This window comes from Caulobacter sp. CCUG 60055 (genome assembly GCF_022750545.1).
GTDB lineage: Bacteria > Pseudomonadota > Alphaproteobacteria > Caulobacterales > Caulobacteraceae > PUIC01.
Genome location: NZ_PUIC01000007.1, coordinates 110,375 through 123,092 on the forward strand (window position 1 = coordinate 110,375; position 12,718 = coordinate 123,092).

10 protein-coding genes are annotated in these 12,718 nt (G+C 71.2%); 2 read left to right on the forward strand and 8 right to left on the reverse strand.

Features of this window, described 5'->3' with window-relative positions; translation table 11 throughout:
* Positions 1-13: 13 nt before the first annotated feature.
* Positions 14-1,183 carry a patatin-like phospholipase family protein gene (locus C5708_RS11980; RefSeq protein ID WP_242921394.1) on the reverse strand — a complete coding sequence of 390 codons (1,170 nt, stop codon included), beginning with the start codon at positions 1,181-1,183 and terminating at the stop codon, positions 14-16.
* 150 nt (positions 1,184-1,333) lie between these two features.
* Here C5708_RS11980 and C5708_RS11985 point away from each other — a divergent pair, with 150 nt between their 5' ends.
* Positions 1,334-2,107 carry an SDR family oxidoreductase gene (locus C5708_RS11985; RefSeq protein WP_242921396.1) on the forward strand — a complete coding sequence of 258 codons (774 nt, stop codon included), beginning with the start codon at positions 1,334-1,336 and terminating at the stop codon, positions 2,105-2,107.
* Here C5708_RS11985 and C5708_RS11990 read toward each other — a convergent pair.
* The 7 genes from C5708_RS11990 to C5708_RS12020 all read right to left on the reverse strand — a co-directional run bounded on the left by C5708_RS11990 (position 2,091) and on the right by C5708_RS12020 (position 11,076).
* The gene (locus C5708_RS11990; protein WP_242921398.1) at positions 2,091-2,402 is read right to left on the reverse strand and encodes a DUF2239 family protein; all 312 of its coding nucleotides are present in this window, start codon (positions 2,400-2,402) and stop codon (positions 2,091-2,093) included. The genes C5708_RS11985 and C5708_RS11990 overlap by 17 nt on opposite strands.
* Positions 2,403-2,405: 3 nt before the next feature.
* A complete protein-coding gene (locus C5708_RS11995; RefSeq protein WP_242921400.1) occupies positions 2,406-3,827 on the reverse strand; it encodes an efflux transporter outer membrane subunit in 1,422 nt (473 codons plus the stop codon).
* Positions 3,811-4,992 (reverse strand): efflux RND transporter periplasmic adaptor subunit, encoded by a 1,182-nt coding sequence (locus C5708_RS12000; protein WP_242921402.1) that lies wholly within the window; start codon positions 4,990-4,992, stop codon positions 3,811-3,813. The genes C5708_RS11995 and C5708_RS12000 overlap by 17 nt, the downstream gene beginning before the upstream one ends.
* Positions 4,985-8,200, reverse strand: coding sequence for an efflux RND transporter permease subunit (locus C5708_RS12005; RefSeq protein WP_242921404.1), 3,216 nt, complete (start codon positions 8,198-8,200; stop codon positions 4,985-4,987). Before C5708_RS12005 ends, C5708_RS12000 begins: the two co-directional genes overlap by 8 nt.
* A gap of 175 nt (positions 8,201-8,375) precedes the next feature.
* On the reverse strand, positions 8,376-9,029 hold the full coding sequence (locus C5708_RS19545; RefSeq protein ID WP_242921406.1) for a response regulator transcription factor: 654 nt from the start codon (positions 9,027-9,029) through the stop codon (positions 8,376-8,378).
* A gap of 3 nt (positions 9,030-9,032) precedes the next feature.
* Positions 9,033-10,391 carry a HAMP domain-containing sensor histidine kinase gene (locus tag C5708_RS12015; protein ID WP_242921407.1) on the reverse strand — a complete coding sequence of 453 codons (1,359 nt, stop codon included), beginning with the start codon at positions 10,389-10,391 and terminating at the stop codon, positions 9,033-9,035.
* Positions 10,378-11,076, reverse strand: coding sequence for a response regulator transcription factor (locus C5708_RS12020; RefSeq protein WP_242921409.1), 699 nt, complete (start codon positions 11,074-11,076; stop codon positions 10,378-10,380). Before C5708_RS12020 ends, C5708_RS12015 begins: the two co-directional genes overlap by 14 nt.
* A 365-nt stretch (positions 11,077-11,441) precedes the next feature.
* On the opposite strand from C5708_RS12020, the gene C5708_RS12025 reads away from it, so the two are divergent.
* Positions 11,442-12,281: an RNA methyltransferase gene (locus C5708_RS12025; protein ID WP_242921412.1), complete on the forward strand. Its 840-nt coding sequence runs from the start codon at positions 11,442-11,444 to the stop codon at positions 12,279-12,281.
* Positions 12,282-12,718 lie beyond the last annotated feature (437 nt).

The following is a 12,718-nucleotide window of genomic DNA, read 5'->3' on the forward strand; positions in this document are numbered from 1 at the left end:
GTCCCGGCCTGGCTCAGCCGCGCTGGAGCGGCGCGAACAGCCGCCGGCGGGCGGGCGGCTGGCGCATCTTGCCGTCGGGCCAGAGGTCGCCGGCCCGAGCCAGCGATTCGCCGGCGTCGAAGATCATCCGCATATTGGCGGTCTCGAAGCTGAGCATGTTGACCCCGTCGAGGCTGTGCGGGATCGAGGCCACGGCCAGGGGCAGGTTGTGGCGCGCGCAAAACCCCCGCGCCACGTCCAGCGCCTGGCGGTAGGACAGCCGCAGCATGGTGTCGAAGCTGCGCGCCAGCACCGAAGGCAGGCCCGACGGCGTGGCGCGGGGCGATGGCTCCAGCACGGTGTTGACGATGATGTAGACCTGCCCCCCGCGAACCCGCGCGCCCAGGTCGCGCCAGCGCAGCAGGGCCTCGGGCATGACGAACAGGGGGGCCGAGGCGCCGCCGTCCACATGCATCTCGTGATAGGGCACGCCGTCGCTCTCGACCTCGAACAGCTTGGGCGGGAACAGGCCCGGCAGGGTGGCCGAGGCGATCAGCACGTCGCGGAACAGCCGCACCGCCGCCTCGTCCCCGTGGCTGGCGATGGCCCCCATGTCCCACACGCAGGTCCTCTGGGCGTCGAGGTTGGTGGTGGCCACCAGCAGCCGCCGCCCCTTGGCGTGCTCGCGGGCGACGGCGTCGACCAGCGCCTGGTTCACGAAAGGCGAAACCAGCTCCTCGAGCGATTCTCCCCGGAAAACCCCCGCGCCCAGGCCGGCGGCGAAGCGGCGCAGGCTGAGCAGGGTCGAGGCCCGGCCGCCGGTATAGGCCTCGATCAACTGGTCGTCCCAGTCCGGGCCGAGGAAGGCCAGGGGCGCGATCAGGGCCCCGGTGCTGACGCCGGTGACGATGGCGAAATCGGGCCGCCGGCCGCTGCGGCTCAGGCCGACCAGGGCCCCGGCGCCGAACGCGCCGCCGGCGGCGCCGCCGGACAGGGCCAGGATGTTGAGGTCGTTGCGGGCGAGCAGCGGGCGCGGCGGCGTCAGCCGGTCGGCGGCCTCGCGCAGGGCGGCGTCGGCCTGGCCGGCGGTCAGGCGCACGCCCGCGAACCCGGCCAGTTCGACGGCCGCGCCCACCGGCGGGGCCGGCAGCCGCTTGCCGTTGACGCGGAGCCTTTGCGGCCTTTCGGAGACGCTGTCCGTCATAGACCCGAAGCTCCTGAAACGCGGCGTGGTTCCGGCCGGCGGCCGTCCGCGCAACCTCTAATCGCTCCGCCGGCTCCTGGCGACCGCATATCGCCTTGACCCCGGCGTCGGGACCGTCAAACATCCGTTTGATTTTACGCGGAGGCGACGATGGCGCTCGATCTGTTTTCCTTGCATGGGCGCGTGGCCCTGGTCACCGGCGGCTCGCGCGGCATCGGCCGGATGATCGCCGAGGGTTTCCTCGCCCAGGGGGCCAAGGTCTACATCACCGCCCGCAAGGCGGCCGCCTGCGAAGCGGCGGCGGCGGAGCTGTCGGCGGGCGGCGGCGTCTGCATCGCCCTGCCGGTCGACATCTCGACCCAGGAAGGCGTGCGCCGGCTGGCCGACGAGATCGCCGCCCGCGAGAGCCGGCTCGACATCCTGGTCAACAACGCCGGCGCGGCCTGGCTGGAGGCGTTCGACACCTTCCCCGAAAAGGGCTGGGACAAGGTGGTCGACCTGAACCTCAAGACGCCGTTCTTCCTGACCCAGGCCCTGGCCGGGCCGCTGCGCGCGGCGGCCTCGGCCGACCGTCCGGCCAAGGTGATCAACATCGCCTCGATCGACGGCGTCTCGGTCAACCCGATGGAGACCTATTCCTACGCCGCCAGCAAGGGCGGCCTGATCCACATGACCAAGCGGATGGCCCTGCGCCTGATCGAGGACAACATCGTGGTGACGGCCATCGCGCCGGGGGCGTTCCCGTCGGAGATGAACACCGCAGCCCGCGACCAGGAGGCCGAGGTGGCCGCGCGCGTTCCGGCCCGGCGGATCGGCCGGCCCGAGGACATGGCGGGCGCGGCGATCTATCTGGCCTCGCGCGCCGGCGACTATGTGGTGGGCTCGACCCTGATCGTCGACGGCGGCGTCACCTACGCCCGCTAGGCCCGGCGGCGCCCGGCCAGGCGCGGGCGAGGTCCGCCGTTCGTGAATCCGGCGTCGGCGGAAGCGGCGCGGGCGCGGCCCTGTCCTCGGCCATGGCCGCGACATAGGCCGCCGCGGCCTCGTCGATCCGGGCCTGTTCGTCCGCGCGTTCGTCCGCGAGGCGGGCCTCGGCGACCAGGCCGCGCAAGGCCGCCTCCGCGCCCTGCGGCCGGGCGTCCAGCCACGCCCAGTCCGCCGCCGACAGGCTCAGCGTCCGCTCGGCCGGACGCGTGGGCGCGGTCGGCGGCCCGGACATGGCTCAGGCGCCTTCGACGTCGCGCCAACCGCCCCCGAGGGCGCGGACGAGATCGACGCTGGCCTGCAGGCGGCGGGTCTCCAGCGCCAGGGCGGAGCGTTCGGCTTGCAGGGCGGCGGTCTGGGCCGTGACCACCTCCAGGTAGTTGGCCGCGCCCTGTCGATAGCGGGTCATGGCCAGAGCCTCGGTGCGCCGGGCCGCTGCTACCGCGTCGTCCTGGTCCTTGGCCTCGTCGGCCAGCTTGTTCGACAGCGCCATCTGGTCCTCGACGCCGCGGAACGCCGCCAGCATGGCGCCGCGATAGGTCTGGGCCGCCTGCTCGTAGGCCGCCCGCGCCGCCTCGACGCCGGCCTTGCGCCGGCCGGCGTCGAAGATGGCCCCTGCCAGCTGGGGCCCCAGCATCCAGAAGGTGTTCGGCGCCGAGAACAGGTCGACGCCGCCGGCCGATTGCCATCCGGCCGAGCCGCTGAGGGTCAGGGCGGGGAAGCGCGCGGCCTGGGCGACGCCGATCTGGGCGTTGGCGGCGGCGGCGCGCCGTTCGGCGGCGGCCACGTCGGGACGGCGTTGAAGCAGGGCGGAAGGCGCGCCGACCGGCACGCGGGGCTGGGTCAGCCGCGCCTGCCGGGGCGCCAGGGCGAAGCTGGAGGCCGGCTCGCCGACCAGGGCGGCGATGGCGTGTTCGTAGAGGGCCCGCTGGGCGGCGACGTCGGAGACCTGGGCCTTGGCGGTCGAAAGCTGGGTCTGGGCCCGGCCGACGTCCATGGCGGTGGCCGCGCCGCCGGCGTGGCGAATCTCGGTCAGCTCCAGCGCCCGCTGGTAGGCCGCCACGGTGTCGACCAGCAGCTTCTCCTGGGCGTCGAGGCCGCGCAGCGCCAGATAGTCGTCGGCCAGCTCGGCCTGGAGGCTGAGCCGGACCGATTCCAGGTCGGCGGCGCTGGCCTGGGCCTGGGCGCCGGCGGCGGCCACCTGGCCGCGCACGCGGCCCCACAGGTCGATCTCGTAGCTGAGCGAGGCCCCGACCTGGATGTTGGAATAGTCGTCCGGGCCGCCGACCCGCAGCGGCGCGTGGTCCGAGCGGTGGTTGCGGACCGCCGAGCCCGCGCCGTCCAGCTCGGGGAGCAGGCCCGCCCTGGCCTGGGCGGCGTAGGCGCGGGCCTGGTCGTAGGCGGCGACGGCGGCGGCGAGACCCGGATTGGCCTTGGCCGCCCTGGCCTCCAGATCGTCGAGGGTCGGATCGCCATAGACCCGCCACCAGGCGCCGCGCGGAGCGGCGCCGGCCTCGGGCGCGGCCGGCGTCCAGGGGCCGGCTTCCTTGAAGGCGGCCGGCGGCGCGACGACCGGCGGCCGGTAGGGCGGCGCCGACGAACAGGCCGACAGCAGGGCCGCGACCGCCGCGGCGACGGCGAGGTCAGCCCTTGCGCGCATCGGCCCCCGCTCCCTTCACGGCCCCGATATGGACCTGATCGCCTTGGGCCAGCGATTCCGGCGGGTTGTCGATGACGCGGTCGGCGGGCTTGAGGCCGGAGGCCACCTGCACCGTCGCGCCCATGTCGCGGCCGATGACGATCGGCCGGATCGAGACGCGGCTGTCCGGTCCCGCCACGGCGACGGCGGGGCCGCCGTGCTGGAACAGGATGGCGGTGGCCGGGATCACCGTGGCGGCGGTCGCCGAGGGCATGTTGAAACTGACCTGGGCGTATTCGCCCGGCTTCAGGCGGCCGTCGGCGTTGTCGATCTGCAGCTCGACCAGCAGCGAGCCGCTCTGGGCGTTGACCGCCTGGGCGTCGCCGACCACGATGGCCTTGAAGGTCTGGCCCGGATATTCAGGCACGGCCAGGTCGGCGGTCATGCCGTGCCGGATCAGCGCCGAATAATTCTGCGGCGCCCGCACGTAGATCCGCAGCCGGCGCTGGTCGGCGACGGTGAACAGCGGGGCGTCGGACGGGCTGCCGGCGGCGATCAGCGCGCCGATGTCGGTCGAGCGGACGGTGACGATCCCGTCGAACGGCGCGGTGATGCGCTTGAACGATTCCAGGGCCAGCAGCCGGTTGAGGTTGGCCTTGGCGGCGTTGACGGCGGAGGAGCGCGCGGCCAGGTCGCCGGCCTTCTCGTCGGCCTCCTGGCGCGACACGGCGTCCTGGGCCAGCAGGCCGGCCCAGCGCTTCGAGGTGGTCTCGGCCAGCCGCTGGTTGGCCTCGGCAGTGGCGAGGTCGGCGCGGGCCTGGATCACCTGCTGGTCGAGGTCGGGGGTGTCGATCTCGGCCAGAAGCTGGCCGGCCTTCACCCGCGTTCCGATGTCGACGTACCAGCGCTTGAGATAGCCGCTCACCCGGGCGTGGATGGCCGCGTTGGAGAAGGCCTGGACGTCGCCGGGCAGCACCAGCGCCTGGTCGCCGCCGGCGCCGGCCGAGACCAGGGTCACGGTCGGGACCGACTGGGCGCGGGTCCAGTCCTTGAGGCCCTGGTCGGCGTGGACGCGGGTGATGACGCCGGCCCCGACCACCAGGCCGGCGGCGCAGAGCGCGACGACGCCGGCGAGCTTGAGGTGGCGCGGCGCCTGATGGCGCAGCGGGTCGGACTGGTCAGGCATAGGACTCTCCGGTTTGCGGTCCGGCGACGGGGACGGCGGCCTTGCGGCCGTGAACGATGCTGAACACCACCGGCACGAACATCAGGGTGGCGACGGTGGCGAAGACCAGGCCGCCGATGACGGCGCGGCCCAGGGGGGCGTTCTGTTCGCCGCCTTCGCCGAGGCCGAGCGCCATGGGGGCCATGCCGATGATCATCGCCAGGGCGGTCATCAGCACGGGACGAAAGCGGGTGAAGCCGGCCTCGACGGCGGCCAGGACCGCGTCGCCGGTGGCCTCCAGCCGCTCGCGGGCGAAGCTGACCACCAGGATCGAGTTGGCGGTGGCCACGCCCATGCACATGATCGCCCCGGTCAGGGCCGGCACCGAAAGCGTGGTGCCGGTGGCGAACAGCACCCAGACGATGCCGGCCAGGGCGGCGGGCAGGGCGGTGATGATCACGAACGGGTCCAGCCACGACTGGAAGTTCACGACGATCAGCAGGTAGATCAGGATGATCGCGGTGGCGAGGCCGAAGAACAGGCCCGAGAAGGCCGCGTTCATGGTCACCACCTGGCCGCGCAGATTGATGGTCGAGCCCTTGGGCCGGTCCTTGGCGGTTTCCTTGAGGATCTTCTGGATGTCGCCGGTGACGCTCTGGAGATCGCGGCCCTGGGTGGTGGCGAAGACGTCGATCACCGGCTGGATGTCGTAGTGGCTGACCACCGCCGGCGCGCTCTCGCGCTTGATGACGCCCAGGCCGCCCAGCACCTGGACGCCGGCCTGGGGCGAGCCGCCGGTCACCGGCAGGTTCTCCAGGCCCGAGATCGAGTTGACCTGATATTCCGGCGTCTGGGCGACGATGGGATAGGACACGCCGTTCTTGGGGTTGAGCCAGAAGGTCGGGGCGGTCTGGCCGCTGCCGGCCAGGGAGGTGACGACGCTGTTGGTCACGTCGCGCTCGGTCAGGCCGAGCTGGGCCATGCGCGAGCGGTCGACGTCGACGCGCAGCTGCGGCGAGTTCTCGGGCTGCTGGATGCGCACGTCGGCGAGGCCGCGGATGGCCTTCAGCCGCCGCATCAGCATGTCGGCGTAGGCGCGGTTGGCGACGGCGTTGGGGCCGGCGACCTGCAGGTCGATGGGGGCCGGGGCGCCGAAGTTCAGGATCTGGCTGATGATGTCGGCCGGCAGGAACGAGAAGGTCGAGCCGGGGAAGCGGCGGGGCAGGCTCTCGCGCAGACGCTTGACGTAGCCCGCGGTCGGATGGTGGTTCGCCTTGAGGCTGACGAAGATGTCGCCGTCCTGCGGGCCGATGATGCCCGAGTTGTTGTAGATCATGTTGATCGAGCTGTTGGCGATGCCGATGTTGTCGACCACCGATCCCATCTCGTCGGCCGGGACGGTCTCGCGGATGGCGTCCTCGATCCTGCCGAACAGCACCGAGGCGTCCTCAAGCCGGGTGCCGACCGGCGCGCGGACGTGCAGGGTCATCTGGCCGGAATCCACCGAGGGGAAGAAGTTGCCGCCGAGGAACGGCGCCAGCCCGAACGAGACCAGCACCGCCGCCATGAAGCCGACGACGAACACCCGGCGATGGCTGAGCGCCATGGCCAGCAGGTTGCGGTAGCTCTCGCGGAACTGGCCGAAGGCGGTTTCGAAGGCGCGCTGGAAGCGGACCAGGGGATTGCGCGACGGCCGGCCGGTTCCGCCGTGCTCGGCCTCGTGCTCGTAGCCCAGCCGCTCGGTGTCGTGCGGCTTGAGCAGGTACATGGCCATGGTCGGGACCAGGGTCCGCGACAGGATGAACGAGGCGATCATGGCGAACACCACCGACTCGGCCATCGGCACGAACAGGAACCCGGCGACGCCCTTCAGCATGAACATCGGCACGAACACGATGCAGATGCACAGCAGGGACACGAAGGCGGGCACGACGATCTGATTGGCGCCGTCGAGGATGGCGGTCTTGACGTCCTTGCCGTGCTCCAGGTGCCAGTTGATGTTCTCGATGGTCACCGTGGCGTCGTCGACCAGGATGCCGACGGCCAGGGCCAGGCCGCCCAGGGTCATGATGTTCATGGTCTGGCCGATGGCCGACAGGGCGGCGACGGCGGCCAGGATGGCCAGCGGGATCGACACGGCGATGATCACCGTCGAGCGCCAACTGCCCAGGAACAGCAGGATCATCACGCTGGTCAGGGCGGCGGCGATGACGCCCTCGCGCACCACGCCCTCGATGGCGCCCTTCACGAACAGCGACTGGTCGTTCAGCGGCGTGATCTGGAAGTCGCCCGGCAGCTGCTCCTTGAGCAGGGGCAGGCGGTCCTTGATGCCCTGGACGATGGCCAGGGTCGAGGCCGAGCCGTTCTTGAGGATGGTCGACAGCACCGCCCGCGCGCCGTCGACGTGGACGACGTTGGTCTGCGGCGGGGCGCCGTCGCGCACCTGCCCGACGTCATGAATGTAGATGGTCGCCCCGCCCACGGTCTTGATCGGCAGGTTGTTCAGCTCCTCGATGGTCTCGGCCGCGTCGTTGAGCTTCACGTTGTACTGGTAAGGGCCGATCTTCACCGCGCCGGCCGGCAGGATCTGGTTCTGGGCGGCGATGGCGTTCTGAACGTCCTGGGCCGACAGGCCTTTGGACTGCAGGGCCTGGGGATCGAGGTCGATCTGCACCTGCCGGATGCGGCCGCCGTAGGGGTAGGGGATGGCCGCGCCGGGCACGCTGATCAGTCCGGGCCGCACCACCGTCTGGCTGAGGTCGAACAGCTTCTGCTCGGAGGCGGTCTTGCTCGACTGGGCGAGCTGGAGGATCGGCACGGTCGAGGCGCTGTAGTTGAGGATCAGCGGCGGCGTCGTCCCGGCCGGCATCTGCTTGACCACGGTCTGCGAGATCGAGGTCACCTGGGCGGTGGCGGTGCGGATGTCGACGCCGGGCTGGAAGTAGATCTTGACGATGCCCATGCCCGGCAGGGACTGGCTCTCGACGTGGTCGATGTCGTTGACCGTGGTGCTCAGCACCCGCTCATAAGGAGTGATGATCCGTCCGGACATGTCGGAGGGCGACAGGCCGGTGTACTGCCAGGCCACGCCGATCACCGGCACGCGGATGTCGGGGAAGATGTCGGTCGGGGTCCGCAGAGCCGCCAGCGCCCCGAAGATCATGATCAGCAACGCCATCACGATGAAGGTGTAGGGGCGCTGTAGCGCGACGCGGACGATCGAATTCAAAGGGCCTGCTCCCGACTTGCAGGAAAAGGACCTCGCGCGGGTGGGTTGGGGGGAACCGCGCGCGAGGTCGACGCAGATGCTGCGCTGCGGCGTCATGCGCCCGCCCGGCTAAAACCGCCGTGTCATGCAGATGAAAATCCGTTCATGTTGCCGCGCGGCGGCATGAAACGGCGCGTCAGGGCGGATCGAAGCGATAACCGTGCCCGCGCACGGTGGCGATGAACGGGCGGCCGAAGGCGCGCTCCAGCCGCTCGCGCAGGCGCGAGACGTTGGTGCGGACGAGGTCCGGCCTCGGCTCGCTGGCCTCGCCCCAGACGCTTTCCTGGATGCGGTCGACGCTGAGCACTTCGCCGGGGTGGCGGGCCAGATAGTCGAGCAGGCCGTATTCGCGCACGCTGAGCGGCAGGCTGATCGCGTCGCTGCGCACCAGCCGCTGGGCCGCCTCCAGGGTCAGGCCGTCGCGGCTTTCGCCGCCCCGGCGCGGGCCGAGCCGCGCCAGCGCCTCGATACGCACCTCCATCTCCATGAAGTGGATCGGCCGCACGAAGCAGGCGTCGGCGCCGCAGCGCAGCGCCCTGGCCCGCTCGGCCGGGGTGGAGGCGTCGACGGTCAGGACCAGCAGCGCGCCCCGGGCGCCCTCGACGATGCGTTTCAGCGGCCGCGCGGTCGGCGTCGGCTGGTCGAGGACGATCAGGTCGTACTCGCCTCCCGACATCATGAACACGCCGTCGCCGTGGTCGGCGGCGGCCTCGACCACATGGCCGGCTTCGCCGAGGGCGTTGATCAGGTAGTCGTCGCGGGCGCGATGGGGGACGTAGAGGATGTGCACGGCTCAGGCCTCCAGGCCGCGGGGCCAGCAGTCGAGGGCGACGCGCAGGCCCGGCCGGGCGTCCTCCAGCGCCAGGCGGAAGTGGTGCAGGCGGGCGATGGCGGTGACGATGCTGAGGCCCAGGCCCGAGCCGGGCTCGGTGCGCGTGCGCTGCGAGCGGTAGAACCGCTTGAGCACCGCCTCGCGCTCGCCCTCGGGAACGCCGGGGCCGTCGTCGACCACCTCGATCCTCGGCCCGGCCGGGCGGTTGAGCAGGCGCAGGCGCACCGCGCCGCCGGCCGGCGTGAACTTCAAGGCGTTGTCGACGAGGTTGCTCACCGCCTCGAACAGCAGGGTCGCGTCCGCCGACACTTCGGGCGCGTCGGCGGCGATGTCGGTCTCCAGGGTGACGCCGCGATCCTCGGCCGAAGGCTCGTGCAGCTCGCGCACGTGCTCCAGCACCGTCTGCAGCCGCACCGCGCCGAAACAGGCCTGGCGGTCGCGCCGCTCGATCTCGCCGATGCGCAGCAGGGCGCGGAAGCGGGCCAGCAGGCCGTCGGTTTCGGCCAGGGCCCGGTCGATCATCTCGCGGTCGGCGCCGTCGAGCCTGGCCTCCTGCTGCACGCGATAGAGCTGGGCGCGCAGGCGGGTGAGCGGCGTGCGCAGGTCGTGGGCGACGTTGTCGCCGACGCTCTTGACCTCCCACAGCAGCCGCTCGGTCTCGTCCATCATGGCGTTGGCGACGCCGGCCAGCATGTCGATCTCGTCGGCGCGGCGCGAGACCGGCAGCCGCACGCCGAGCTTGCCTTTCAGCGCCTCGCGGCTGGCTTCGCGCAGGGTCTCGATCCGCCGCAGCGGGGCGAAGCTGAGAACGGCCGCGGCGACCAGGCCCAGGACGATGATCGCCGCGCCGCTGATCATCAGGGCCCGCACCATGATGGCGCGCAGGCCGGTCAGCACCTTGGCGTCATGGCCGACGAACAGCAGCTCGCCGTCGGGCAGCCGTTGCACCAGCGCCCGCGCGCCGGGCTGGAAGCCTTCCTGCCTGAACTCGCGAGGCTCGCCGTCGATCTGGGCGCGGGCGGGCAGCCGGCGGACGTTGCCGGCGATCCACGCCCCCTGGGGCGAGAACAGGCCGTAATACTCGACCGCCCGCTCGTCGACGGCGACGGCGCGGCGCACCCGGTCGGGCAGGTCCTGCGGGTCGCCCTGTACGAGGGCGTGGGCCTCGGCCACCACGATGATGTCCATCTGGCAGGCCATGTAGCCGGCGGTCTGCCAATAGATCAGGCCCAGCAGGGCCATCACCCCGCCGGCGAACACCGCGCCGTTGACCAGGGTCAGACGGAACGGCGTCGTGCGCCAGAGCTCACTCAGGCGCACGGAGGGCGTATCCCGAGCCGCGGACGGTGTGGATCAGGACCGGCAGGCCGGGCGTGTCGACCTTCTTGCGCAGGCGTCCCAGATGCACGTCGATCAGATTGGTGCCGGGGTCGAAGTGGTAGCCCCAGATGGCTTCGAAGATCATGGTCCGGGTCAGCACCTGTCCGGAGTTGCGCATCATGAACTCCAACAGCTTGAACTCGGTCGGCATCAGCCGCACCTCGGCTCCGGCGCGGCGGACCGAGCGGCTGATCAGGTCGATCTCCAGGTCGGCGACGGCCAGGACGGCGGTCTGGCGGGGCGCGCCGTTCCGGCGGCGCATCAGCACCTCCAGCCGGGCGCTGAGCTCTTCCGAGGCGAACGGCTTGGTCATGTAATCGTCGCCGCCGGCGCGCAGGCCGCGCACGCGCTCGTCGACGTCGCTGAGCGCGCTGATCATCAGCACCGGCGTGGCGATGCCGGCGTTGCGCATGACGGTGACGATGGTCAGGCCGTCCAGGCGCGGCAGCATGCGGTCGAGGGTTATGGCGTCGAAATCGCCGCTGACGGCGCGGATCAGGCCCTGGCGGCCGTCAGCGACCCATTCCACGGAAAAGCCGCTGCGCTCCAACTCCGCCACGATCTCGCGCGCGGTGGTCTCGTCGTCTTCGATGGTGAGGACTGTCGGCATGGCGTCGGCGTTCATCGATCCACCACAACCGGGGCCGTTGTCGAGTCAATCCTGCTTTGGGCGGACCCGCGCATCAGGAGGGCGGCGGCGGTCGAGCGCTGGCGCGCCGGCCGGTTCGCTCCATCGAAACCCGCACCGAAACCAATAGCCGCGAACAGTAGGTAAGCGCTGTCATCGACGGGGCCGGCGTCGAGATCGACGGCTCCAGCGGGCGACGGCCGGCGCCGCAAGACCTTCCCTGTCTCGCCGTTCATGGGCGCATGAGCCCGCGCTACGCCTTCGATGCGGGATTCATTGGGAGGCGCTGAAGATGGCCATGAAGGGGTTTCGGCTGCATCCCGACCCTGGCGCGGCCCGGCCGGGCGGCCTATCCACGGCGCATGCGCGCGCCCGTCTTCATCGATGATCCCGCCGACCCGCGAATCGCGCCCTATCGCGACGTCCGCGAGCGCGACCTTGTCGGCCGCCAGGGCCTGTTCATCGCCGAGGGGCAGGTGGTCTTGCACAACCTGTCCCGCTCGCGGGACTGCGAGGCCCTGTCGCTGCTGATCGCCGACAAGCGAATCGCCGCCCTGGCCCCGCTGATCGCCCAGTTCCCGGAGGACACGCCGCTCTATGCGGCGGGGCAGGGGGTTCTCGACGCCGTGGTCGGCTTCCATCTGCATCGCGGCGTGCTGGCCCTGGGCCGCCGTCGCCACGAGCCGTCGGCGGAATCGCTGCTGGCCGGATGCGGCCCCCGCGCCCTGGCGGTGTGCCTGATGGGAATCGGCAACCACGACAACATGGGCGGCATCTTCCGCAACGCCGCCGCCTTCGGGGCCGACGCGGTGATTCTCGACCAGGGCTGCTGCGACCCGCTCTACCGCAAGGCCATCCGGGTCGCGGTGGGCGCCAGCCTGATCACGCCCTTCGCGCGCCTGGAGCCGGGGGCGGACCCGGCCGCCCTGTTCGCCGCCCATGGATTCGAGACGGTGTCCCTCAGCCCCAAGGGCGCGATTCCCCTGGAACGGTTGCCGAGGCCGCCGCGAGTCGCCGCCGTGTTCGGGGCCGAGGGGCCCGGCTTGCCGGTCGCGATTCTGGCCCGCACCACCACGGCGGCGGTGACGATGAGCGCCGGCTTCGATTCCCTCAACGTCGCCACCACCAGCGGAATCGTCCTGCACCACCTGGCGACGGCGAAGGGCGGCGAGCCTCCGGGCGTTGAAATCGCGGAGGTTTGAGCCGGCCGCGCCTCGGTAACGGGCGGCGCTGTTGACTCAAAGGGGCGGCGGCCTTAGATACGCGCTCCCTTGTCGCCGCCGGACGATTTGAACGGCGGGACCGGTTCTTCCCAAAAGGAGCTGGTTGACATCGGGAGAGGCGGTCTTTAGAGACGCCGCTCCCGCCGCCTCCGGGCGGTTTGTGTCGGCCGAGTTCTTGAGTAAAAAGAGCGGGTTGACAGGGAAAAGAGCAGTCCTTAGAGACGCCGCTCCTTCGGTCCTCGGGCCGGAAACGTCGACCGGTTTCTTCTTCGAAAGAGCCGATTGACACGGAGCCAAGCGGTCTTTAGAGACGCCGCTCCTTCCGCCCTCCGGGGCGGGGCGTTGACTGATTTCTTGAGTAAAAAGAACGGGTTGACACGAAATTCGAGGGTGGCTAAACACGCCGCTCTTCACCG